The sequence below is a fragment of the Actinoplanes sp. NPDC049118 genome, from assembly GCF_040648555.1.
GTDB lineage: Bacteria > Actinomycetota > Actinomycetes > Mycobacteriales > Micromonosporaceae > Actinoplanes.
Window position 1 is genome coordinate 44,510 of sequence record NZ_JBEZDY010000028.1, and the last position, 23,856, is coordinate 68,365.

The window sequence follows — 23,856 nt, forward strand, 5'->3', positions numbered from 1 at the left end:
CTCAGTGTGAGGGCGGGATGACGCGCAGGTGTCCGCGGCGGCCGGTCTGGTGGCCCGGCAGGTTGTCGTGCCCCTCCGGGCGCGGCGGCGGCGCCGGGCGGGCCGCCTCGCGGACCGCGTCGGCCAGGGCGACCAGGTCGTCCGTGGTGGGCGGGGGCGGCGCGAAGTCGCCGTCGTGGCGCACCAGCTCCCAGCCGCGGGGCGCGGTCAGGCTGCGGGCGTGCGGCTCGCAGAGGTCGTACGTGTGCGGCTCCGCGAAGGCGGCCAGCGGGCCGACCACGGCGGTCGAATCGCTGTAGACGTAGGTCAGCGTGGCGACCGCCTGTCGTGGACAGCCGTTCCGGGAGCAACGCCGTGGTGACCTCACGGCGGCACGTTATCTCTCCGCGGGGGCGCGCAGCCACGACACGCCGATCCACCATGCATCACGATTTTGACATGGCGCACCGACACGCCGTCCCAATGGGACGAATTCCCTGGAGGAAACGCGCCCGGCACGGCCTGACCACCTACGACGCCCCGCGCGGGCTAGGCTGACGGTCGTGACTACCAGCCCCGACCGCCGCCGGTCCGGCTCGGATCCCGGCCGATCCGCCCGCGCCGCCGGACCCGGGCGGCCCGCTCGCCGGGACCGGCACGGACGTGGGCTCCGCGGCCGGCTCGTGCCGGCGACCGTCCCCCTCGCACGCACCAAGGCCGAGATCTTCGACGACCTGGTCCTGGACACCGTCGAGAGCCTCGAGCGGCGCTACGCCAAGGAGCTGGCGGGCGTCGAGTTCGCCGTGGAGGACGTGCCGCCGGACCTGAACGTCTACGACTCGGATGTGCTCGAGGACGGCGAGGTGCCCCTGGCCCGGCTGCTGCCGGGTCGCCCGGGTCGCCAGGAGCTGCCGCCGCGGATCGTGCTCTACCGGCGGCCGCTGGAGTTCCGGGCGATGGACCGCGAGGACCTCGCCGACCTCGTTCACGATGTGATCATCGAGCAGGTAGCCAACCTGCTCGGCGTGGATCCTGACGAGCTTTCCTGAGACGGCCCCCCGGCGTCGACAGGAAGTCTCCGATCAGGCGACCCGCCGCTTTAGCTTGCGTCGCTCGCGTTCGCTGAGCCCGCCCCAGATACCGAAGCGCTCGTCGTGCCCCAGCGCGTATTCCAGACACTCGGCCTTGACGTCGCAGCGGCCACAGATCCGCTTCGCCTCGCGCGTCGAACCGCCCTTCTCCGGGAAGAAAGCCTCTGGATCGGTCTGCGAGCACAGTGCCCGTTCCTGCCACTCGGGCGCATCCCCGAGCAGGTCTACCCCTTCAACCTGCGCTTCCATCGGCGTGCCTCCTTTTCCGCGCCGGCAGCGATGCCTGCGCTGACCCCCCACGCACGCGGCGTGTTTCTTGCGGAAATGACGGTTCGCGACCCGTCTTTCCCACAACCCCACCGAAATTACACGCGTGTAAGACGTGCGTCGTCAAGCCGAACCTGATAAATAGGCCCGTTTCCCCGAGGCTCCGTCGCCGCCTCGTGGTCCCGTTCCAGCCCTATCTCTCAGGGCCACCGGAAGGTAACGCGAGGTCGGCGCGTCGAGTCCAAATTACCCCATTTTGTGACCTTGTGACTACCGGCGGCCATACACGGTCGTGCGCTCGGCGGCGGGACGGCCCGCGGCGGCGGCCAACTCCTTCAACTGCGCGACCGTACGGGCGGAGCCGTGCTCGGACCCGGCCATCCGCGAGATCGTCTCCTCCATCAGCGTGCCGCCGAGGTCGTTGCAGCCGCCGTTGAGCATCGCGGTCGTGCCCGCGTCGCCGAGCTTCACCCAGGAGCACTGGATGTTGCCGATCCGGCCGTGCAACAGGATCCGCGCCATCGCGTGCACGACCCGGTTCTCCCGCCAGGTCGGACCCGGCCGGGCGATCCCGGCCAGATAGATCGGCGCGTTGGTGTGGATGAACGGCAGCGCGACGAACTCGGTGAAGCCGCCGGTCACGTCCTGGATCCCGGCCAGCACCCGGAAGTGGCCCAGCCACTGGCGCGGGTGGTCCACGTGGCCGTACATCATCGTCGAGCTGGAACGGATGCCCACCTGATGCGCCGTGGTCACCACGTCGATCCACGCCGACGCGGGCAGCTTGCCCTTGGTGAGCACCCAGCGCACGTCGTCGTCGAGGATCTCGGCGGCGGTGCCGGGGATCGTGTCGAGGCCGGCCTCGCGCAGCTCGGTGAGCCAGTCGCGCACGGAGACGCCCGCCTTGGCCGAGCCGGTGACGATCTCCATCGGCGAGAAGGCGTGCACGTGCATGCCGGGCACCCGGCGCTTCACGGCGCGTACCAGGTCCGCGTAGGCGGTGACCGGCAGCTTCGGGTCGATGCCGCCCTGCATGCAGACCTCGGTGGCGCCGTCCCGCCACGCCTCCTCGGCCCGGTCGGCCACCTGCTCGACCGACAGCCGGTACGCGTCGGCGTCCTTCTCGCGCTGGGCGAACGCGCAGAACCGGCAGCCCACGTAGCAGACGTTCGAGAAGTTGATGTTGCGGTTCACCACGTAGGTGACGTCGTCGCCGTTGACCTCCCGGCGCAGGTCGTCGGCGAGGCGGGCGAGCTCGTCCAGCGCGGAGCCGTCGGCGTTGAACAGGGCCATGGCCTTGTCCTCGTGCGCCGGATCGAGCAGCGCGCCCGGATCCTCGGCGGCCAGCTTCAGGCCCGCCAGCACGTCGGACTCGATGCGCGGCACCACCTTGCCGGCCCCGGCGGCGACCGCCTCCGCGGAGACGTGCGACGCCACCTCGTCCCAGTCGCCGTAGACGCTGTCGAAGTCGCCGCGGCGGTCACCGGTGCGGCCCTCGGTGTCGATGGAGGCGAACAGGTCGGTCCGGCCGCCGGCCGCGTACGCGTCGTCCGGCTCCTGCCACGGCTGCCCCGCGGGCATGGCCTCCTCGCGGGCGAGGCCGGTCGCCGGGTCGGCGAGGGCGGCCACGTGCGCGGCCAGCCGCGGGTCGAGCCAGTTCTCGCCGCGGCGGACGTACTCGGGGTAGATGGTCAGGCGCTCGCGGAGCTCGAATCCGGCCTCCCGCGAGTGCTGCCGCAGCGCCTCGATCAGCGGCCACGGGCGCTCGGGGTTGACGTGGTCGGGCGTCACCGGAGAGACGCCACCCCAGTCGTCGATGCCCGCGCGCAGCAGCAGGGAGTATTCCCCCGCGATCAGGTTCGGCGGGGCCTGGATCCGGGCCCGCGGTCCCAGGATGACCCGGGCGACCGCGACCGTGGCGGCGAGCTCGCGGAGCTCGGCGTCCGGCATGCCGCGCATCGCCGTGTCCGGCTTGGCGCGGAAGTTCTGGATGATGACTTCCTGGATGTGGCCGAACTCGCGGGCCGTGTGGCGCATCGCGAAGATCGCCTCGACCCGCTCGGCGGGCGTCTCGCCGATGCCGATCAGGATGCCGGTGGTGAACGGGACGCCGACGCGGCCGGCGTCGTCCAGCACCCGCAGCCGGACCGCGGGCTCCTTGTCGGGCGAGCCGTAGTGCGGTCCGCCGGGCTCCGACCAGAGCCGGGTCGCCGTCGTCTCGAGCATCATGCCCATGCTCGGCGCCACCGGCTTGAGCCGCTGCAGCTCGGCCCAGCTGAGCACTCCCGGGTTCAGGTGCGGCAGCAGGCCCGTCTCCTCGAGGACGGCGATCGCGCAGGCCCGCACGTAGTCCAGGGTCGAGTCGTAGCCGCGCTCGTCCAGCCACTGCCGGGCGGCCGGCCAGCGCTCCTCGGGCCGGTCCCCGAGCGTGAACAGGGCCTCCTTGCAGCCCTGTGCGGCGCCCTCCCGGGCGATCGCCAGCACCTCGTCGCGCTCCAGGAAGGCCGCCGGCAGGCGGTGCGGCACGGTCGCGAACGTGCAGTAGTGGCAACGGTCCCGGCAGAGCCGGGTCAGCGGGATGAAGACCTTCTTCGAGTACGTGACGACGCCGGGCCGGCCGGCCTCCCGCAGGCCCGCGTCCCGCACCCCGCCGGCGATCGCGAGCAGGTCGTCGAGGAGCGGCCCCTCGGCCGCCAGCAGGGCGGTCGCCTCGTCGGCATCGACCGCCTTGCCGTCGGAGGCGCGCTTGAGCGCGCGTCGGATGCTGGCCTCAGTCACGTCTGCCACCCGTGCAGCCTAGGCCGGAATGAGTTCGGCCGCGCTCGAGGCGACCTCGTAGCCGCAGTGGCGTGAGACACGGTCGGCGGGAACCCGGGCCGGCGGCGCGCCCTGATCGGGAGCGCCGCCGCCGGTCGGTCACTGGCGGGGCGGGTACTCCTCGCCCACGATCTGGGTGCGGTCGTCGTCCGGGTCGCGGTGCGGCATCGCCTGCGTCGGGTCGGCGGGGCCGGCCGGCGGGTAGGACGGCGGGCCGTAGGCGCCGGGCGCCTGCGGGTGGCCCGGCTGCGGGGCGAACGGTCCGGGCGGGGCACCGCCGGAGGCCGGCTGCCCCGAGACGGGCTGGGTCGGCGGGGCCGAGGACGGCGTGGGTACGGCGTTCGGGGCTCCCCAGGCCGGCTGGCCGTAGGGCTGGCCGGGCGGCTGCGCCGGCTGGGTCTGCGCGTGACCCCACTGACCGGGCTGCGGCTGACCCGGGTGCGGCTGACCGTAGCCGGGCTGCACCGGCTGGGTCTGCACGGGCTGGGTCGGTGCGGCCTGGTGCTGACCGCCCTGGTGCTGACCGGGCTGGGGGTAGCCGGGCTGGCCGTACGGCTGGTGCTGCGGCTGCCAGTTCTGCGGTGGCTGGCCGTAGACGCCGGGCGGCGCCTTGGGCTTGGGCGTGTAGTAGAGGCTGCGCCAGATCAGGAACACCGCGTACGCCGCCGCGGCGAAGACCGCCAGCCAGGCCGCGCGGACCAGGAACTCCTCGAACGCCACCCGGACGCTCCAGTCCACGAGCCGCACCAGGGCGATCAGGAAGCCGAAGAGGATCCCGAAGAAGCCGGCCACCGCGTACTCGACAAGCGCGACGATCGTGATCAGCCTGGCGTGCTTGTGCGCCGGCAGAACCATTGTCGCCAGCAGCACCGCCACGAGCGGCAGCACGATCTGTTCGACGTTGACGAAGCGGTAGAAGCTGTCCTGCGTCCGGGTGAGGAAGTCCTGGCCGACCCCGGACGGGATGAGGCGGATCACCGCCACGAAGAGCCAGACGGCGGGGGCGCCCACCAGGGCGAACGCGGCGAGGTCACGCAGCGGCCGGATCGCCTCGAGGACCGGTCGCCCCGGCGGCTGCGGCGACGGTGTGCTGGTCACAGCTGAACTCCTGACAGATCGGATGTGGGGCGGGTCGGCTCAGCCTAGACCCGATACCCACGTCACACCCGGCACCCGCAGGCCACGAATCGGGGCGCGGTGCGCAAGGATGGCCGAATGCGGATCGTGGTCCTGACCGGGGGGATCGGCGGCGCCCGGTTCCTGGTGGGCGTGCGCGCACATGCGCGGCGCATCGGCGCCGAGGTGACGGCGGTGGTGAATGTCGGCGACGACGTGCGGATGCACGGCCTGCGGATCTGCCCCGACCTCGACAGCGTCATGTACACGCTGGGCGGCGCGGCCGACCCGGAACGCGGCTGGGGCCGCGTCGGCGAGACCTGGGTGGTCAAGGAGGAGCTGGCGAAATACGGTGCCGAACCGTCCTGGTTCGGCCTGGGCGACAAGGACACGGCCACCCATCTCGTACGCACGACGATGCTGAACGCGGGCTACCCGCTCTCGGCGGTCACCGCCGCGCTGTGCGACCGGTGGCAGCCGGGCATCACCATGCTCCCGGCCACCGACGACCGCCTGGAGACCCACGTGGTGGCGGACGTCGAGGGCGAGCGCAAGGCGATCCACTTCCAGGAGTGGTGGGTGCGCTACCGCGGCGAGGTGCCCACGCACCGGTTCGTCTTCGTGGGCGCCGAGACCGCCAAGCCGGCCGCGGGCGTCCTCGAGGCGATCGCCGCCGCCGATGTGGTGCTGGTGGCCCCGAGCAACCCCGTGGTGAGCATCGCGCCGATCCTGGCCGTACAGCAGCTCAAGGAGGCCGTCGTGAGCGGCCCGGCGCCGGTCGTCGGGGTCTCGCCGATCATCGGTGGCGCCGCGGTGCGCGGGATGGCCGACCGCTGCCTGGCGACGCTCGGCGCCGAGGTGAGCGCGGCAGGGGTGGCCGAGCTTTACGGGGCCCGCGGCGACGGCGGCCTGCTGGACGGCTGGCTGGTCGACACCGCGGACGGTGCGACCGACGTGCCCGGGGTGACGACCAGGGCCGTGCCGCTCTGGATGACCGACGAGGACACGACGGCGGAGATGGTCGCCCGCGCGCTGGACCTCGCGGAGGTGGCGCGTTGATCGACGGCCTCGAGATCCTGCCGGTGCGCGGCATCGGCGACGTGACCGCTGGCGACGACCTGGCCGCTCTGATCACCACGAACGCGCCCTGGCTGCGCGACGGCGACGTACTGGTCGTCACCAGCAAGATCGTGTCGAAGGCCGAGGGCCGGCTCGTCGAGGTCCCCGCGGACGGCCCGGAACGCGAGGCGGCCCGCGAGGCGGCCCTGGCATCGCAGACCCGGCGCGTGGTGGCCCGCCGCGGGCCGACGGCGATCGTACAGACCCACCAGGGCTTCGTGATGGCGGCGGCGGGAATCGACGCGTCGAACGTCGACAAGACCCACCTGGTGCTGCTCCCGGCCGACCCGGACGCCTCGGCCCGGGCGCTGCACGCGGCCCTCGCGGCCCGGGGCCTGCGGGTCGGCGTGATCGTGTCGGACACGATGGGCCGGGCGTGGCGCAACGGCCTGACGGACGTCGCGCTGGGCGCGGCGGGCATCGAGCCGTTCCGCGACCACCGCGGCGAGATCGACCCGTACGGCAACGAGCTCGAGCTCACCCAGATGGCCGTGATCGACGAACTGGCGGCGGCGGGCGAGCTGGTCAAGGGCAAGTGCGACCAGGTGCCGGTTGCGGTGGTCCGCGGCTACCCGGGCGCGGGGACGGCCGAGACCCCCGGCGCCGTCGCCCTGCTGCGGGACGCGGCCAGTGACATGTTCTCCCTGGGCACCGCCGAAGCGCGGGCCGACGGGCTGCGCGCGGCGGCGACGCTGCCCGCCGCACCGGGCGCCGGCGCGACCGGCGGCCTCCCGGCCGCGGTGGCCCGGGCGCGTGCCCTGGTGGCGGACGTGATCGCCGAGGGGACCCTGATCGACGCCGGCACGCCGGGCGTGCTGAGGTGCGCTCCCCCGGAGGTGACGGCGGCGGCGCTCATGCGCTTCGGCGCCGACCTGCACCGGCTGCGCGCGGCCATGGCCGCCGAGGGCCTGTCGTCGGCCGTCGCCTATTCGGACGCCGGTGCCACCGTCACCGTCGCCGAGGGCCCGGCGCCGGGGACGCCGAGGTGATCCTGCTCCGGGACGCCGTGGAGACGCTGGGCCGGTGGCAGGCCACTTCGGAGGCGGCCGACCTGGCGCGGAAGCGGACCCTCGAACTGCTGGGTGCCGGGCCGGTCGCACTGACCCGCGCGCATCGGGCCGGGCACGTCACCGCCAGCGCCCTCATCGTCGACGAGCGGCGCCGGGTGCTGCTGTGCCTGCACGGGCGGCTCGGGATGTGGATGCAGGTGGGCGGGCACTGCGAGCCCGCCGACGGCACCCTCGCGCGCGCCGCGCTGCGCGAGGCCACCGAGGAGTCCGGCATCGCCGGCCTGCGGCTCGATCCGGATCCGATCGACGTCGACATCCACGCCGTGCGCTGCGCACCGGCGCAGGGCGCGCCGGCCGGGCCGTCGCACCACTTCGACGTGCGTTTCCTCGCCGTCTGCCCGGCCGGCGCGGTCGAGCAGATCAGCGACGAATCGGCGGACCTGGCGTGGTTCACGGCGGACGCGCTGCCCACGCCGCTGGCCGGCGGCGTGGTGCAGCAGCTGGCGCCCGCCTTCGCCCGGCTGTGACCGGGCCCCGTCAAATGTAGTGCAGGTCGCCCTTGTCCTTGAGCTCGTCCACCAGGGACTTGACCTCCTGGGCACGGTCGCGCGGGCAGACCAGGACCGCGTCCGGGGTGTCCACGATGATCAGGTCGCGGACGCCCAGCGCCGCCACCAGGCGGCCGGAGTTCGGGACCACGACCAGGTTCTCCGTCTCGCGGAGCAGCACGTCCGGGCTGGCCGACACGTCGTGGCCGACCACCACGTTGCCCGCGTGGTCCGCGGCCAGCACCTCGCCGAGGGTGTGGAAGTCGCCGACGTCGTTCCAGCCGAAGTCGCCCGGAACCGTGCCGACCCGGCCGACCGCGGCCGCGCCCTCCATCACCGCGTAGTCCACCGAGATGCGGGGCAGGGTCTGCCAGACCTCGCCGAGCACCTCCTCGCAGGACGGGGAGTCCCAGGCCTGTGCGATCCGGGCGATGCCCGCGTGCAGCTGCGGCTGCTGACGGGCCAGCTCCGCCAGGAAGACGTCGACCCGCCAGACGAACATCCCCGCGTTCCACAGGTAGTTGCCGGACTTCACGTAGCTTTCCGCCACGTCGTACGACGGCTTCTCCTTGAACTCCTCGACCGCGATCACCCCGTCCGCGTCGACGACCGGGCCGCCGCACTGCAGGTAGCCGTAGCCGGTCTCCGGGCGGGTCGGGGTGATGCCCAGCGTCATCAGCAGGCCCTGCCGGGCTCCGGCCATGGCCTGCTGGATCACGCCGAGGAAGCGGTTGCCGTCGGCGATGAGGTGGTCGGCCGCGAACGCGCCCATGACCGCCTCGGGCTCGCGTCGGGCGATCACCGCGGCGGCAAGGGCGATCGCCGCGCAGGAGTCGCGCGGCGACGGCTCGACGAGGATGTTCTCCTCGGGGAGCTCGGTCAGCTGACGGGCCACCGCGGCCGCGTGCGCGACCCCGGTGACGATCAGGACGCGGCTCGGCTCGGTCAGCGGGGCGAGCCGGGCCACGGTCGCCTGCAGCAGCGACGCGTCGGTGCCGGTCAGCGGATGCAGGAACTTCGGGTGACCGGCCCGGGACAGCGGCCATAGACGGGTACCACTGCCACCTGCGGGAATGACGGCGTACAGGGCTCCCGGGTTCTCACTCATGCGCACGCAGTGTAACGATCAATTACGGGTTCGGAAGCCGAACCCCTCACGGTGCCACCCTGTTCCAGGTCGCGACGTGCATCTCGGCGCTGGTGGACCAGCTGAATTCCTTGGCGCGGTCGAAGCCCGCCTTCGCCAGCGTGAGCCGGCGGGGCTCGTCGTGCAGCAGGTCGGCGAGGTCCTCGGCGATGCGGTCCGGGTCCTCGGTGGTGTACGCCACCGCGTCGCCACCCACCTCCGGCAGCGACAGCCGCGGCGTGGTCAGCACCGGCGTGGCGCACGCCATCGCCTCGAGGATGGGCAGGCCGAAGCCCTCGCCGAAGGACGGATAGCAGGCCACCAGCGCGCCGCCGAGGAAGCCGGGCAGGTCCGCGTAGCGCAGGTAGCCGGGCCGCAGCAGGCGCAGGTGCGACGGCACCTCGGCCACCGCCCGGTCGATGTCGTCGTCGTGGCCCTGGCCGCCGGCGATGACGAGCGCCGGCGGGTGCGGCCAGTCGGCCACCGCGCGGGCCCAGCCGCGGATCAGGTTGGGGACGTTCTTGCGGGGTTCCTTCGCGCCGAGGAAGGCGACGTAGCCGGCGTCGGTGAGGCCGAGCCGGGCCCGCACCCTCGCCTTCTCCTCCTCGGTCGGCGCGTGGAACGCCGTGTGGTCGACGCCGTGGTAGGCCACGTCGATGTGCGTGGGGTCGGCGTCGAGCAGCCGGATCAGCTCGTCGCGGGTCGCCTTGCTCGGCACGATGACCCGGGCGGCCCGGCGCAGCGAGGTCTTGATCGCGCTGCGGAAGAAGGTGCGCTTCGTGTTGTCGTAATGCTCCGGCTCGGTGAAGAAGGTCGCATCGTGCACCGTCACCGTGACCGGGCATCCCGCCCGCAGCGGGCACGTGTAGAACGGCGAATGCAGCACCTTGGCGCCGACCTGCTGGGCCAGCAGCGGCAGGCCGGTCTGCTCCCAGGCCAGCCGCGCCGGCCGGTGCGCGACGGCCGACGGGCCGGCGATCACCTCGGCGTCGGTCAGCATCCGGGAGTAACGCTCCGCATCCGAACGCTGGGTCACCACCGCGAGGTCCAGGCGGTCGGGCCCGATGGCGCCGAGGGCGCCGAGGAGCCCGTCGACGTATCTGCCGACACCACCCCGGTCGGCGGGGACGCTAGTGGCGTCGACGAGGACTCGGGGCGGACGACCGGCGGTCACGTAGCAACTCCTCGGGGGCAGTGGGCCAGACCACTGGCAAGGGTACGCCGCTCGATGGGACCCGTGTGAACCGCGACACCGCAAGACATCGCGCCGTTACCAGCTCTTCGCGCGGCCACGCCGACCCGAGATCATCTCGTTACGGACAGTCAACGGACTATCGTCGGCAGCGATGATTGAGACGATTCCGGTGGCCCTCGCGGCAGCCGTGCGCCGCGACCCGACCACCCCCCTGCTGACCTGGTACGACGATGCGAGCGGCGACCGCACCGAGCTGTCCGGCGCGACCATGGACAACTGGGTCGCCAAGACCGCCAACCTGCTCGTCGACGGAGTCGGCCTTGGCTCCGGCGATTCGGTGGCGGTCCTGCTGCCGCCGCACTGGCAGACCGCGGCCGTGCTGCTCGGCGCCTGGGCGGCCGGCCTCGCCGCGGACCTCGGCCCGGACCCGCAGCCGGTCGAGGTGCTCTTCACCAGCCCGGAACTGGCCGGGACGGCGGCCGCCTGGACCACCGGCGACCGGTACGCGACCGGGCTGCTGCCGCTCGCCGCGCCGCTGCGCGAGGTGCCGCCCGGCTTCCTCGACTACACGGTCGAGGTGCGCGGCTTCGGCGACCGGTTCGTCTCCTCCGGTCCCGTCGACCCCAACGACCGGGCGCTGGCCGGCCCGGTCGAGGAGAGCCACCTCTCGGTGTGCCGGACCGCGGCCGAGCGCGCCACCGAGCTGGGCATCAAGCCCGGCGACCGGGTGCTCGTGGACGCACGCGCCTACCCGGACCCGGCGGACTGGCTGCTGGCGCCGCTGGTCGCCGGCGCGAGCATCGTGCTCTGCGGCAACCTCGATCCGGCCAAGGTGGAGGGTCGCACCGAATCAGAGCGGGTCACGCTCCGCCTGACGTGACGCCGCGAGCTCCTCGAACGCGGTCAGCGACTCCGGATTGGCCAGGGCGCCCCGGGCGGCGGCCCGGTCCGCGGGGGTGCCGGTGAGGATCCGCTTCACCGGTACCTCCAGCTTCTTGGCCGAGAGGGTGCGCGGCACCGCGCGTACCTGGTGGATCTCGTCGGGGACGTGCCGCGGGGAGAGCGCGGCACGCAGCTCTCCGCGGATCCGGCCGCGCAGCTCGTCGTCGAGCTCGACGCCCTCGGCCAGGACCACGAAGAGCAGCAGCTCGTCCTGGCCGTCTGCGTCGAGGTGCACCACGACGGAGTCGGCGACACCGGCGACGCCCTCGACCACCGAGTAGAACTCGGCGGTGCCCAGCCGCACGCCACCCCGGTTCAGGGTGGCGTCGGAGCGGCCGGTGATGACGCAACTGCCGTCCTCGCCGATGGTGATCCAGTCGCCGTGCCGCCACACGCCCGGGTACACGTCGAAGTAGGCCTCGAAGTAGCGCCGGCCGTCCGGGTCGTTCCAGAAGCCGACCGGCATGCTCGGCATCGGCGCGGTGATGACCAGCTCGCCGAGCTCGCCGATGACGGGCTTGCCCTCGGGGTCGTACGCCTCGACCCGCGAGCCCAGCGCCCGGCACGAGATGACGCCCTCGACCACCGGCAGCAGCGGGGTACCGCCGACGAAGCCGGTGCAGACATCGGTGCCGCCGGACAGCGACTGCAGCTGCGGGGTGTCGCCGAGAACCTCGTAGACCCAGCGGAAGCCCTCGGGCGGCAGCGGCGCGCCGGTCGAGCCGACCGCGCGGATCGCCGACGCCGGCGGGACCACCCCGGCCTTGCGGCAGGCCATCAGGAACGGCGCCGACGTGCCGAAGTAGGTGACCCCCGCGTCCGCGGCGAGCCGCCACGTCGCGTCCAGGCCTGGGTGACCGGGGTGGCCGTCGAAGAGCACGATCGCCGCGCCGACCGCCGGGCCGGAGGCCAGGAAGTTCCACATCATCCACCCGGTGGTGGTGAACCAGAAGAACCGGTCGCCCGGGCCGAGGTCGTGGTGCAGCGCCAGCATCTTCAGGTGCTCGAGCAGGATGCCGCCGTGCCCGTGCACGATCGGCTTCGGCAGCCCGGTCGTGCCGGACGAGTAGAGCACGTAGAGCGGGTGGTCGAACGGGACCGGCGCGAAGGACAGCGGCTCGTCGCCGTCGAGGCCGTCCCAGTCACCGCCGCCGTTCAGGTAGCCGATCGTGATCAGGTGCTCGACGCTGGGCAGGGCCGCCCGGATCGCGGCGACCTCCTCGCGGCGGTCGACCGCCTTGTCGCCGTAGCGGTAGCCATCGACCGCGACCAGGACCTTGGGCTCGATCTGGGTCCAGCGGTCGATGACACTGCGCGAGCCGAACTCCGGCGCACACGACGAGAACACCGCGCCGAGGCTCGCCGTCGCCAGCATGAGCACGTACGTCTCGGGGATGTTGGGCGCGTAGGCCGCGACCCGGTCGCCCGGCCCGACGCCGAGCCGGCGCAGGCCGGCGGCGACCCGCCGGACCTGCTCACGAAGCTGCCGCGCGGTGAGCGTGACCTGCTCGCGGGTCTGCGAGTACGCGATGACGACCGGATCGTCGTCGCCCAGCCCCGGCATCCGCAGCACGTGCTCGGCGTAGTTGAGCGTGGCACCGGGGAACCACCGGGCGCCCGGCATCGTGGCGTCGGGCAGCGTCGCCGTCGGCTCGGCGTGCGCGATGACGTCGAAGTAGTCCCAGACCGCCCGCCAGAAGCCCTCGAGGTCGGTCACGGACCACTGCCACAGCTCGGCGTAGTCCGCCGCGTCCACGCCGCGCTCGGCCCGTAACCAGGTCAGGAACCGCCCCATCCGGGACGTCTCGAGAACGTCCGCCGGCGGGGTCCACAGCACCGTGCCCGTCGTCATGCCGACACCCTAACGTCTATTCAGACGGGGTTGCCCTCGCCTCCTGGATCGCCTTGCGGCGGGCCAGCCGGTGCTCCCGGCGGATGATCGCCTCGCGGAAGCGGCGCTCGTCGTCCGGCGACTCGGGCAGCACGGGCGGGATCGGCCGCGGGTGCCCGGAGACGTCCACCCCGACGAAGACCAGGTACGCCGTGGCCACCTTGAGCGGTTCGCCGCCGGCGGTGTCCCAGCGCTCGGCGGTCAGCTTCACGCCGGCCTCCATCGAGGTGCTCCCGGTCCAGTTCACCTGCGCGTACGCGTGCACGAGGTCGCCGACCCGCACCGGCTCCATGAACAGGATCTCGTCGATCGCGGCGGTGACCGCGGTGCCGCCGCTGTGCCGCGCCGCGGCGGCACCGGCGACGTCGTCGACGAACTTCATCAGGACTCCGCCGTGCACCGTGCCGTAGAGGTTGACGTCGGTCGCGGTCATGATCCGGCTGAGCGTGACCCGCGAATGCGAGGTCTGCCGTCCCACGAGATGGTCACTCATGGCCGCTACGTTACGGCGGCCCTTTCTGAGCATTGCCGCAGGCGGGTACGGTGCCGGGCGTGCGCCATCTACGGTCGATCATGTACGCCCTCGTGCTTGCCCCGGCGGTCTGGATCTTGTGCGGTGTCGGCTTCGACCAGGACCTCACGGGCCGGGCGCGCGACAACGGCGGCATCGAGTCGCTCTCCGGCGTGCTGCTGCTCCTGCTCGCGGGTGCGGCGTACGCGATCCTGCTCTTCGCCCCGATCTCCCCGGCCGGCCCGGCGCTGGCGGGCCTGGTCTTCGCGGTCGTCGGCGCCTGGGCCCGGATAGCGCCGGAGTCCTACGCGGGAGTCTGGCCGGCGAACATCGCCAAGGAGGGCTTCGACGTCAGCACCCCCGGTTACGGGCTCGCGGTCCTGCTGGCCGTGCCGCTGCTGTGCACGGCGCTGAGCGCACGGCGCTGGCGGGCGTTCGAGCCGCCGCAGATCCTGCTGATCGGCACGATCGGCGGGGCGCGCGGCGCGGCCCGGGTGGCGGGCACGCCGATGGCCGCGGAACCGACGTCGGTGATCCCCCAGCAGCGCCAGGCGCCGCGCATGCCGCCACCGCTGCCCCAGCCGCCGTATCCCCAGCCGCCGCTCGCCCAGCCGCCGCTCGCCCGCCCGCCGCTCGCCCAGCCGCCGCTCGCCCAGCCGCCGCTCGCCCAGCCGCCGCTTCCCCAGCCGCCGTTGGCGCCGGTGGCGGACACCACCCAGATCGTGGTGCACGCGGAGCCGACGGTGACGATCCCTGCGGGTGGCGGCCCACAGACGACGGTGCTGCCGGTGGACGACGACGGCGACGAGAAGACGACGGTCATGCGCCTCGGCGCCCCGCCGGAGCTGCCGACCACCGTCATCACGACGGGTGCCGCACCCGCGCCGGCCGAGGAGGCGACCACGATCCTCGGAGCCGGGGACGGGCCGACCGAGGACGTCGCGGAGGCCGAGGGGCCGACCGAAGCCGTCACCGGGACCGAGGAACCGACCGAGACCGTCGCTGAGGCCGAGGAACCGACCGAAGCCGTCACCGGGACCGAGGAACCGACCGAAGCCGTCACTGGGGACCTCACCGGGGCCGACGATCCGACCGAGGTCGTGTCGGAGGTCGAGGTGCCGACGGCCGGCGAGGCGCACCCGGCGGAAGAGACCACCAGCGACTCCGCCGGGTCGGATGGCGAGGCGACCACCCGGCTGGTGCCGCCGGATCCGGACGGCAGCGATTCCGGCGAGAAGACGCAGGTGCTGCGCCTGCCCGCCGAGCCGGCGCCGCCGACCGACGCCACCGACTCGGGCGAGCAGACACAGGTACTGCGCGTGCCCACGGCGGACGGCTTGCCGACGCCGGCCCTCGACGCCGCCGACTCCGGCGAGAAGACGCAGGTCATCCGGGTCGGCACCGTCGAGCCGCCCGCGGACCGCACAGAGGTGCTGACGCTACCGGCACCCGGTGAGGCCACCGTCGCGAACCCGGCCGGGGAGAAGACGGAGGAGACCACCCGGGCGATGTCGATCGCCGGCTCGGAGCGTCCCGATCCCGGCGCGGATCCGACGACCCCGCTGGGCGTGCCGGCAGCGGCCGCGACCGGCCCCAGCCAGGACCGGCGTGCGATGACCGTGACCAACCTCGAACGTCCCGCCGACGAGGCCGCCGACGACACCCTCCCGACGGTCCTGGACACCCCGGACCGACCCACACCCGACGACACCACCGCGCCGCCTCGGCAGGCTTCGTGAGCGACGCCGGCCAGGACTGCCGCTAGCGGACGACGCCGAGATGGTGATCGGCCGCCATCCTAGCTACCGACCGAGCCTCAGCCGCACATCCGGAAAGCCGACCTCCGGACAGAACCGAACCGGGGTCGACCACATTGAGTCAACCCCGGTGTCGGCCATGAACCGTCAGTCCTTGAGCAGGTTGCGGGCCATGACGATGCGCTGGACCTGGTTGGTGCCCTCGTAGATCTGGGTGATCTTGGCGTCGCGCATCATCCGCTCGACCGGGTAGTCGCGGGTGTAGCCGTAGCCGCCGAGCAGCTGGACCGCGTCAGTGGTGATCTCCATCGCGGCGTCCGACGCGAAGCACTTCGCGGCCGCGCCGAAGTAGGTCAGGTCCGCGTCGCCGCGCTCGCTCTTGCCCGCCGCCACGTAGGTCAGCTGCCGGGCGGCCTCGAGCTTCATGCCCATGTCGGCGAGCATGAACTGCACGCCCTGGAAGTCCGCGATCGGCTTGCCGAACTGCTTGCGCTCCTTGACGTAGCCCTTGGCGAAGTCGAGCGCGCCCTGCGCGATGCCGACCGCCTGCGCCGCGATCGTTACCCGGGTGTGGTCCAGGGTCTTCATCGCGGTGGCGAAGCCGGTGCCCTCGGCGCCGATCATCCGGTCCAGCGGGATCCGGACGTTGTCGAAGTAGACCTCGCAGGTCGGGCTGCCCTTGATGCCCAGCTTCTTCTCCGGCGCGCCGAAGCTGACGCCGCCGTCGGACTTCTCCACCACGAACGCCGAGATGCCCCGTGAACGGGAGCTCGGGTCGGTGGTCGCGAAGACCGTGTAGTACTCCGAGACGCCGGCGTTGGTGATCCAGCGCTTGACGCCGTTGAGCACCCAGTAGTCGCCCTCGCGGACCGCGCGGGTGGTCATCGAGGCCGCGTCGCTGCCGGCCTCCGGCTCCGACAGGCAGTACGAGAACATCGCGTCGCCCGCCGCGACCGGCGTGAGGTAGCGCTCCTTGAGCTCCGGCGAGCCCGCCAGGATCAGGGGCAGCGTGCCGAGCTTGTTGACCGCCGGGATCAGCGACGAGCTGGCGCAGGCGCGGGCGACCTCCTCGATCACGATGGCGGTGGCCAGCGCGTCCGCACCGGCGCCGCCGTACTCGGCGGGGATGTGCGGTGCGTGGAAGTCGGAGGAGCGCAGGGCGTCGTAGGACGCCTTGGGGAACTCGGCGCTCTCGTCCGCCTCGGCCGCGTTCGGCGCCACGCGCGCGTCGCAGACCTCGCGTACGGCCGCGCGGATGGTTTCGTGGTCCTCCGGCAGCTGGTAAACGTCGAAATCAGACATGGCTGTGGCCCTTCCTCTACGGCTCCCGCCCTATGTTACCGACGCGTAGGGTACGCGCACTATCCTTCGCCGCGGATGGTGCGCGGATCGAGCGTGCACCGCCATGAGAAGGTGAATGCCACGTTTCGGCGCAGGCCCCCCTCCGGCGCCCCATGTGAGTGGAGTTTCTCCTCGTGACCATCCCGTACCCGACCCATCAGAGCGTGCCGGCCTTCCCCGAGGTCGAGCCGCCGTCCGGGGCCGCCCGGCCGCGCCTGGCCTTCCTCGGCACGGGCTACCTGGGCGCCACGTACGCCATCTGCTTCGCCGAGCTCGGCTACGAGGTGCTCGGGTTCGACGTCGACGAGGCCAAGATCGCCAAGCTGTCCGCCGGGCAGGTGCCGTTCCACGAGGCCGGGCTCGACGATCTGCTGCGGTCCAACCTCGCCGCGGGCCGGCTGCGCTTCACCACCTCGTACGAGGAGGTCGCCGAGTTCGCCGACGTGCACTTCATCTGCGTCGGCACGCCACAGCGCGCGGACGGGCTGGGCGCCGATCTCTCGTACGTTGAGACATCCGTCACCCGGCTCGCCCGGCACCTCACCCGCCGCGCCCTGATCGTCGGCAAGTCGACCGTTCCCGTCGGCACCGCCGAGTGGATCGAGCAGCTCGTCGCCAAGCACACCGACCCCGAGCTGGGCATCGAGGTGGCCTGGTCGCCGGAGTTCCTGCAGGAGGGCTTCGCCGTCGAGGACGTGCTGCGGCCCAACCGGATCGTGGTCGGCGTGAAGTCCGACTGGGCCAACGGCATGCTGTACGCCGCGCACAAGGGCGTCTTCGACCTGGCCGCGACCGAGGACCGCGAGGTGCCGCTGGTGGTCACCGACTTCGCCACGGCGGAGCTCGTCAAGGTCGCCGCGAACGCGTTCCTCGCCACCAAGATCAGCTTCATCAACGCCATGGCCGAGGTGTGCGAGGTGGCCGGCGGCGACGTCACCCAGCTGGCCAGGGCGATCGGCTACGACCCGCGCATCGGCAACCGCTTCCTGCAGGCGGGCGTCGGCTTCGGCGGCGGCTGCCTGCCCAAGGACATCCGCGCGTTCCAGGCCCGCGCGCAGGAGCTCGGCGCCGGCGAGGCGCTCCGGTTCCTGCACGAGGTCGACCTGATCAACCTGCGCCGCCGCAGCAAGGTCCTGCAGCTCGCCGCGGAGCTGCTCGGCCGCCGCTCGGGCCCGGCCGGCCCGGACCTCTCCGGCACCCGGATCGCCGTGCTCGGCGCGGCCTTCAAACCCAACTCCGACGACGTACGCGACGCGCCCTCGCTGGCCGTCGCGGCCGGGCTCGCCAAGGCCGGTGCGGACGTCCGGGTGTACGACCCGCAGGGCATGGAGAACGCCCGCGCGGCCCAGCCGGGCCTGCACTACGAGAGCTCGATGGCCGACGCCGTCACCGGCGCCGAGCTGGTCTGCGTGCTCACCGAGTGGGCCGAGTTCCGCAACGCCGACCCGCAGGTGCTCGGCGAACTCGTCGCCGACCGCCGCGTCATCGACGGCCGGAACTGCCTCGACGCCGTGCTCTGGGCGCGCGCGGGCTGGCAGTACCGGGGCATGGGCCGGCCGGCACCGACACTCTGACGGCGTATTGACAACGGCCGCGGCCGCGAACCTGCCGGGTTCGCGGCCGTTTCCATTGATCTCGCCCCGCCTGAGACTGTTCTAATGAGGTGTCGGTTGCTTCGGTGGTGACGGGTCGAGGAGGTGCCGTGGCGCAGGACGGCTACGACGAGGAGCTCGCCCGCATCGACGCGTCGATCGCGGACCTGAAGATCCGCGACATGGCCGCGGCCAAAGAGCGCACCCAGATCGCCGGCAAGATCCAGGCGGCGCAGTTCCAGCGCGACATCCTGGCGCACGCCAACCAGCAGAAGAAGCGGGCCGCCAAGACCGCCCGCAAGGCGCGGCGGCGGCCCGGCGACGCCGCCGGAGCGCCGGCCTGGTCCGAGCCGGGCACCCCGCACACCGGCCCGCCCGGTGAGGCCACCGACGGCGTCACCACCCTGGTCGACGATCCGCCGCCGACCGAGCGGCCGGCACCGCCGCCGCCTCCGCCCCGCCGCCCCCGGGTCGCCCCGCCGCCCGAGCCGGAGGTCCATCTGGCGCACGGGCCCGAGACCTCCTCGCAGTCGGTGCAGAACATCCTGCTCGGCCTCAGCGCCCTCGTGCTGGGCGTCGCCGCCATCGTCTTCGCCGGCGCCACGAGCAACGCGTTCGGCCGCGTGTTCATCCTCGCCATCGCGACCGGCATCGCGCTCGGAGTCGCGCCCGCGATCTCGCGCCGCGGGCTGACCTCGACCGCGGAGACCCTGGCGGGTGTCGGCCTCGTGCTGCTGCCGCTGACCATGTTCGCGCTGCACGGCAGCAGCCTGTTCGGCGGCGCCGCGGTACCGGCGACCGTCTTCCTCGGCGCGACGCTGCTGATCACCGCGGTCGTGTCGTTCCTCTACGCGGGCGTCACCCGGCTCGCCGCACCCCGCTACGCCACCGTCGTCGCCGTGCAGCCCGTGCCGCCGCTGCTGGCGTACCCGGCGATCGAGAGCGCGGCCGGCTGGGCGCTGGCCCTGACCGTGGTCGCGCTTATCGACCTGCTGCTGCTCACCACGGTCATCCGCCACGGCCGGCTGGTGCCGCGCTGGCCGTTCGGCCGGCCCGTCGCGGCCGACCGCGAGACCCTCACCGCGGCCGACGCTTGGCGGTTCGGCGCGGCCGACTACGCCGCCCGGGGCGCCGACCCGGCCGATCCGGCCGCCTACGAGGACGCGCCGGCCCGGCCCGAGTCCCTGCCGGAAGAGCCCGACCTGATCATCGACGGGCTGACCGGCCGCCGCCGCTGGCGGTGGCTGCCGACCAGGATCTTCCCCGGCCCGCGCCCCACCGGCGCCCCGGCCGCCGGCACCGTGCCGCTCGCCCCGCCCGCCACGCCGCCGTCGGCGGGCCTGCTGCGCGGCCTGACGTTCGCCCTGCTCTGCATCGCCGCCGCCGGCGCCCTCGTCTACGCGGGTGCCGCCCTGCTCACCGCGGACGCCGTGCCGGACGCGGTGCGCTCCGGCCTGATCCTGGTGCTGGCCGCGCTGACCATCTCGGCGGCCGCCCGCCTGGTGCAGCGGACCATGGCCCGCAACATCGCCGGCGGCGTGCTGGCCCTGGCCGTCATCGCCGCCGTCGCCCGGATCGCCACCGTCGCGTCGCCGGCCTGGACCCTGGCCGCGGCCGCCGCCGCGGTCGCGGTCACCGGCGCCGTCGTCCGGACGGTGCCCGACGAGGTCCGCCGCGGCCCGCAGTACGCCTCGGCGGGCGCGCTCACGCTGATCGGCCTATTCGTCGCCGTGGATGCCCTGCGCGCCGCGATCGCCCCCGTCGAGGCCGCCCGGCCGGTCTGGAACGCCGACACGGCCGCCTACGCCGGGCGCATCGCGGAGGCCGCGGGCCAGTCCGGCTGGCTGCTCGCCCTCAGCGCCCTGCTGCTGACCGTCGCCGCCGCGCTCGCCCTGCCCGCCGAGTACCGGCACGAGGGCGCCGTCGCCGGCGTCGCGATGACCGCCCTCGCCGTGCCGGCCTCGCTGGGCCTGCCGTGGTCGGAGGCGCCCTGGCCGCTGGTGCTCGCCGCGATCGGCCTCGGCGGCACGGGCCTGCTCGCGCCGACCCGGCGGACCGCCATCGCCCACATCGCGGCCGCCGGGGTGGTCGGCCTCTTCGGCGCGGGCGCCGCGCTGAGCGCGTCGTGGCTCACCGCCGCGGTGCTGACCGCGCTGGCCGGCGCGGGCGTGATGGTCGCGGTCGCGGCCGGTCAGATTCCGGTACGCCTGTACGCCTGGCTGGTCGGTGACTGGGCCTCCGGCGCCGCCGCGATGGCGATACCGGGTGCCGTGGTGACCGCCGTGCTGGCGACCAAGGACCCCGGCGGCGGCCCGCCGCCCACCGAGGCCGTCACCGTGCCCGCGCTGGCGCTCGGCTTCCTCGCCGTTGCCGGCACGCTCACCTACGCCGCGGTGTTCCAGGTGGCCCGCCGCGTGGTCAGCCTGCCGATGACCTGCGGCGCCGGGGCGGGTGCCGTCGCGATGGCGCTCGCCGCGCTGTTCGCACCCGGCGCCACCGCACCCGACATCTGGGTCGGCGCGCTGCTGCTGGCCGCCGCGGGCCTGCTGTTCTTCGCCAAGTCGCTCGACTCCGGCCGGCGCGCCGACCGGATGGTCGACGGCCCCGACATCGCCGCCGCCGCGGCCACCGTGGCCGTCTGCGGTGCGCTCGCCCGGGTCGCCGCGCTGGCCTTCCCCGACGCGCCGCTCGCGGTCGCCGCGATCGTGGTGCTGATCGTGGCCTTCGGCGTCCGCGCGCTGCCCGAGGAGTGGAGCCGCGGGCCGGTGCGCGGCCTGGGCGCCGCGGGCCTCGTCGTCGTGGTCATCGCCGGCTGGCAGGCGATCGCCGGCGGCCTGCGCATCATCGCGGCGCCGGGCCCGATCTGGGCCTCCGACGTCAACGCGTACTCCACGACCCCGCCAGCCGGCGCCTGGCAGGCGCCGGTCGCGCTGGTGATCATCGCGCTGGCCGCCGCCGTGGCGCTGCCGCGCCCGACCCGGTACGACGTCGAGGCGGTCTGCGCCGCCCTGGCCGCGATCGGCGCGCCCGCCGCCTTCGGCCTGCCCTGGTGGTCGCCGCTGCTGATCGGCGGCGCCGTCACCCTCGGGTACGGAATCGCCGCCGTCGCCGCGACCGCCCCCCGCGCCGCGCTCACCCGGGCCGGGGTCGCCGCGGTCGTGTCGCTGCACGCCGTCGGCGCGGGCCTGGTCCGCCCCTGGTCGACGGCGATCGCGCTCGGCCTGATCACGTTCGCCGGGATCCTGGTGGCCTGGATGTCGCGGGCCGACCTGACGCCCGGGGCGAACAGCGCCTGGGCCGAGACCGCGACCAGGGCCGAGGTGGCCGACCTCGCCCTCGACGACACCGGCATGCCCCGGCACCGGGCCCAGATCGGCGGCGCCGCCACCGCGGGCGCCCTGCTCGCGGCTCCCGGCCTGCTCGCGGCCGTCGCGGCCGACCAGGGCAACTCGGCGCAGGTGGTCCTCACCGCGGCGCTCGCCGGATCCAGCCTCGCGCTGGCCCTGCTGGCCCTCGTGGCCCGCTGGGTGCCGCAGTACCTGCCCTGGGCGACGATCGGGCTCGTCGGCGGCGCCACCATCACGGCGCTGGCCTCGGTGCCGAGCGACTACCCCACGGCCCTGTACGCCGCAACGGCAGCCCTGCTCGGCGTCGTGGCGGAGCTGCTCCGCGGCGCCGTACCGGCGCCCGGGCTCACCGTCGCGCCGAACCGCTACCGGAGCGAGAGCGGCTACGTGCGCCCCCGCTGGACCGAGATGCGGCCGAGCGGGCTCCGCGGCCGCTGGCTGGTCGACCCGGCCACCGGCGCGGTGCTAGTCGCCGCGCTGCCGACCGTCCTGGCGCTGCTCTCCATCGCGCCGGCGCTCCGCGCGGCCCTCCTCGACCCGATGGCGCAGCTCGGCGCGATCTGGGAGGGTCCGGTCGACGCGCTGGCCAACCCCTCGTCCGGCAGCGTCGACGGCACCAGCGTGCTCGCCGCGGTGCTGCTGACCATCGCCGCGGCGCTCGCCGCCCTGGGCTTCGGCGCCAAGCCGGCCGAGGCCGTACCGGTGATCCTGCCCGGCCTCGCGATCACCCTGCTGATCGCGCCGATCGCCATGAACGCGCAGTGGCCGGCCTCGACGTCCACGGCGCTGGTGGTCTTCACCATCTCCATGCTGGGGCTGGCGCTGACCCCGCCACCGGTCGCCACCCGCGCCACGCTGCTGCGCACGACCCGCAACATCGTCTTCGTGATCGGCCTGCTCGCCGGCGGCGCCGGGCTGGCCGGCAGCCTCGCCACCGAGCAGCTCACCCTGTTCACGCTGGGCGCGGCGATCGGCGTCGGCCTGGTGGGTGCCCTGGTCGGCCGCAGCCGGCACGCCCGCATCCTCGGCTGGCTCTTCGCCGCGATAATGGGCCAGTTCTTCGTGCTGACGGTCGCGCTGGTGGCCGGTCTGGCCCCGGAATGGGCCGCGTTCGGGGTGCTCGCCGTCGGCGCGGTGCTGCTGGCGCTGGAGGCCGCGCTGCCGGCGCTGGGCCTGCCCGAATACCGCCGCGAGGCCACCACCGTCGAGTGGAGCGGCTACGCGTCGGCCCTGCTCGCCGGCGCCCTCGCCTACAACTCCCCGGCCCACCTCGCGGCGCTGCTGGCCGCGTGGGGCGCGGTGCTCGGCCTGGCGGCCATCCGCCCGGGCCGCGCACCGAACCAGCGACGCAACCTGTTCTGGCTCTCCGTCGGCTTCGAGATCATCGGCATCTGGCTGTTCATCGCGATCGCCGAGGTGGCGCTGCCGGAGGCGTACACGCTGCCCTTCGCGGCCCTTGCCCTGCTGGTCGGCATCCTGGAGTCCCGCCAGCGGCCGGACCTGAGCAGCTGGGCGGCGTACGGGCCCGCCCTGCTGGCGGCGTTCGTCCCGACGATCGGAATCGTGATCGCCACCGACGCCGGCGACCTGCGCGAGCTGCTGCTGCTCCTCGGCGCGGTGGCCACCCTGATCGTGGGCTCCCGGCAGCGGCAGCAGGCGCCGGTGGTGGTCGGCGCGGTGGCCACGGCGATCGCGACGATCCACTTCGCGGCGACCCTTGTCGGTCCGTGGCTGGTCCTGGTGCCGGTGGGCGTGATCCTGCTCTTCCTGGGCGCGACCAACGAGAACCGCCGCCGTACCCAGGAACGCCTCCGCGGCGCCCTGGTCAGAATGCGCTAGCCGCAGCCCTCCCCGAGATCCACCGACATGACCCGTTCGCGCTGGCCACGTTCCGGGCCGAGGCCACCGGCTACGTGGCGGCGGCGGTCTCCAAACAGGTCAGGGTCTGATCGGGGCAAGTAGGAGGACCAAATTCCGGCCAGGTAGCCGGCGTCGCGTAGCCGGATCCGTTGCCGCTCCCCCCACTCCGCCGCCGTCCCCACAACAACCACCATCGCCTGGACATTGAAGGTCAAGGGTGCGGAGACCTTGGCTCGACCGGTGGTTGCAACGAACGGATCGGGTTGGTCGGGCGCAGGGTCACTAGATCGGGCAGATCGCCTGGTGTCTGGGCCGGGCACCGTCCACGGTCAGCCAGGAGGACGCCC

General features: G+C 73.6%; 17 protein-coding genes. 8 read left to right on the forward strand and 9 right to left on the reverse strand.

Translation table 11 applies throughout. From position 1 onward, the window contains the following. Nucleotide 1 precedes the first annotated feature (1 nt). On the reverse strand, nt 2-367 hold the full coding sequence (locus AB0B58_RS33820; protein WP_360232234.1) for a DUF3499 domain-containing protein: 366 nt from the start codon (nt 365-367) through the stop codon (nt 2-4). Between the two features lie 295 nt (nt 368-662). Between AB0B58_RS33820 and AB0B58_RS33825 the strand changes: the two genes are divergently transcribed. Continuing rightward, on the forward strand, nt 663-1,028 hold the full coding sequence (locus AB0B58_RS33825) for a metallopeptidase family protein (RefSeq protein WP_184999260.1): 366 nt from the start codon (nt 663-665) through the stop codon (nt 1,026-1,028). A 33-nt stretch (nt 1,029-1,061) separates the two neighbouring features. On the opposite strand, the gene AB0B58_RS33830 is transcribed toward AB0B58_RS33825, so the two are convergent. From AB0B58_RS33830 to AB0B58_RS33840, 3 genes are all read right to left on the reverse strand, one after another. Next, on the reverse strand, nt 1,062-1,319 hold the full coding sequence (locus AB0B58_RS33830) for a WhiB family transcriptional regulator (protein ID WP_015619224.1): 258 nt from the start codon (nt 1,317-1,319) through the stop codon (nt 1,062-1,064). A 288-nt stretch (nt 1,320-1,607) separates the two neighbouring features. Then, entirely contained in the window at nt 1,608-4,124 is a 2,517-nt protein-coding gene (locus AB0B58_RS33835) for a bifunctional FO biosynthesis protein CofGH (RefSeq protein ID WP_360232239.1), read from the reverse strand. 129 nt (nt 4,125-4,253) lie between these two features. Then, nucleotides 4,254-5,252 carry a hypothetical protein gene (locus AB0B58_RS33840; RefSeq protein ID WP_360232242.1) on the reverse strand — a complete coding sequence of 333 codons (999 nt, stop codon included), beginning with the start codon at nt 5,250-5,252 and terminating at the stop codon, nt 4,254-4,256. Nucleotides 5,253-5,369: 117 nt separating this feature from the next. Here AB0B58_RS33840 and cofD point away from each other — a divergent pair, with 117 nt between their 5' ends. Genes cofD through AB0B58_RS33855 form a run of 3 tightly spaced genes read left to right on the forward strand, consistent with a single transcriptional unit; the run spans nt 5,370 to nt 7,926 of the window. After that, a complete protein-coding gene (cofD, locus tag AB0B58_RS33845; RefSeq protein WP_360232245.1) occupies nt 5,370-6,329 on the forward strand; it encodes a 2-phospho-L-lactate transferase in 960 nt (319 codons plus the stop codon). Continuing rightward, nucleotides 6,326-7,378 carry a coenzyme F420-0:L-glutamate ligase gene (locus tag AB0B58_RS33850; RefSeq protein WP_360232248.1) on the forward strand — a complete coding sequence of 351 codons (1,053 nt, stop codon included), beginning with the start codon at nt 6,326-6,328 and terminating at the stop codon, nt 7,376-7,378. Before cofD ends, AB0B58_RS33850 begins: the two co-directional genes overlap by 4 nt. Then, nucleotides 7,375-7,926 (forward strand): NUDIX hydrolase, encoded by a 552-nt coding sequence (locus AB0B58_RS33855; RefSeq protein ID WP_360232251.1) that lies wholly within the window; start codon nt 7,375-7,377, stop codon nt 7,924-7,926. Before AB0B58_RS33850 ends, AB0B58_RS33855 begins: the two co-directional genes overlap by 4 nt. A 10-nt stretch (nt 7,927-7,936) precedes the next feature. Here AB0B58_RS33855 and AB0B58_RS33860 read toward each other — a convergent pair whose 3' ends face one another. Both AB0B58_RS33860 and AB0B58_RS33865 read right to left on the reverse strand, forming a co-directional pair. Then, nucleotides 7,937-9,055 (reverse strand): sugar phosphate nucleotidyltransferase, encoded by a 1,119-nt coding sequence (locus tag AB0B58_RS33860; protein ID WP_360232254.1) that lies wholly within the window; start codon nt 9,053-9,055, stop codon nt 7,937-7,939. 46 nt (nt 9,056-9,101) lie between these two features. After that, nucleotides 9,102-10,247: a glycosyltransferase family 1 protein gene (locus AB0B58_RS33865; RefSeq protein ID WP_360232257.1), complete on the reverse strand. Its 1,146-nt coding sequence runs from the start codon at nt 10,245-10,247 to the stop codon at nt 9,102-9,104. Between the two features lie 172 nt (nt 10,248-10,419). Between AB0B58_RS33865 and AB0B58_RS33870 the strand changes: the two genes are divergently transcribed. Beyond that, nucleotides 10,420-11,148 carry a TIGR03089 family protein gene (locus AB0B58_RS33870; protein ID WP_360232260.1) on the forward strand — a complete coding sequence of 243 codons (729 nt, stop codon included), beginning with the start codon at nt 10,420-10,422 and terminating at the stop codon, nt 11,146-11,148. Here AB0B58_RS33870 and AB0B58_RS33875 read toward each other — a convergent pair. Together AB0B58_RS33875 and AB0B58_RS33880 are read right to left on the reverse strand one after the other, a co-directional pair. Next, nucleotides 11,119-13,062 (reverse strand): acetoacetate--CoA ligase, encoded by a 1,944-nt coding sequence (locus tag AB0B58_RS33875; RefSeq protein ID WP_360232263.1) that lies wholly within the window; start codon nt 13,060-13,062, stop codon nt 11,119-11,121. The two genes, AB0B58_RS33870 and AB0B58_RS33875, sit on opposite strands and share 30 nt — an antisense overlap. Nucleotides 13,063-13,078: 16 nt before the next feature. After that, nucleotides 13,079-13,594 carry an acyl-CoA thioesterase gene (locus AB0B58_RS33880; protein WP_360232267.1) on the reverse strand — a complete coding sequence of 172 codons (516 nt, stop codon included), beginning with the start codon at nt 13,592-13,594 and terminating at the stop codon, nt 13,079-13,081. A 59-nt stretch (nt 13,595-13,653) separates the two neighbouring features. On the opposite strand from AB0B58_RS33880, the gene AB0B58_RS33885 reads away from it, so the two are divergent. After that, entirely contained in the window at nt 13,654-15,351 is a 1,698-nt protein-coding gene (locus tag AB0B58_RS33885) for a hypothetical protein (RefSeq protein WP_360232270.1), read from the forward strand. 165 nt (nt 15,352-15,516) lie between these two features. On the opposite strand, the gene AB0B58_RS33890 is transcribed toward AB0B58_RS33885, so the two are convergent. Further along, complete coding sequence (locus AB0B58_RS33890; protein WP_360232273.1) at nt 15,517-16,671, reverse strand: acyl-CoA dehydrogenase family protein; 1,155 nt, start codon at nt 16,669-16,671, stop codon at nt 15,517-15,519. Between the two features lie 173 nt (nt 16,672-16,844). Between AB0B58_RS33890 and AB0B58_RS33895 the strand changes: the two genes are divergently transcribed. Together AB0B58_RS33895 and AB0B58_RS33900 are read left to right on the forward strand one after the other, a co-directional pair. Beyond that, entirely contained in the window at nt 16,845-18,284 is a 1,440-nt protein-coding gene (locus AB0B58_RS33895) for a UDP-glucose/GDP-mannose dehydrogenase family protein (protein ID WP_360232276.1), read from the forward strand. 128 nt (nt 18,285-18,412) lie between these two features. Continuing rightward, a complete protein-coding gene (locus AB0B58_RS33900) occupies nt 18,413-23,488 on the forward strand; it encodes an SCO7613 C-terminal domain-containing membrane protein (RefSeq protein WP_360232279.1) in 5,076 nt (1,691 codons plus the stop codon). Nucleotides 23,489-23,856 lie beyond the last annotated feature (368 nt).

Excerpts from the sequence above, each read along its gene's own strand:
- cofD (WP_360232245.1), top strand. The coding sequence starts at position 5,370 with ATGCGGATCGTGGTCCTGACCGGGGGGATCGGCGGCGCCCGGTTCCTG.
- AB0B58_RS33870 (WP_360232260.1), top strand. The coding sequence starts at position 10,420 with ATGATTGAGACGATTCCGGTGGCCCTCGCGGCAGCCGTGCGCCGCGAC.
- AB0B58_RS33890 (WP_360232273.1), bottom strand. The coding sequence starts at position 16,671 with ATGTCTGATTTCGACGTTTACCAGCTGCCGGAGGACCACGAAACCATC.
- AB0B58_RS33880 (WP_360232267.1), bottom strand. The coding sequence starts at position 13,594 with ATGAGTGACCATCTCGTGGGACGGCAGACCTCGCATTCGCGGGTCACG.
- AB0B58_RS33875 (WP_360232263.1), bottom strand. The coding sequence starts at position 13,062 with ATGACGACGGGCACGGTGCTGTGGACCCCGCCGGCGGACGTTCTCGAG.
- AB0B58_RS33860 (WP_360232254.1), bottom strand. The coding sequence starts at position 9,055 with ATGAGTGAGAACCCGGGAGCCCTGTACGCCGTCATTCCCGCAGGTGGC.
- AB0B58_RS33830 (WP_015619224.1), bottom strand. The coding sequence starts at position 1,319 with ATGGAAGCGCAGGTTGAAGGGGTAGACCTGCTCGGGGATGCGCCCGAG.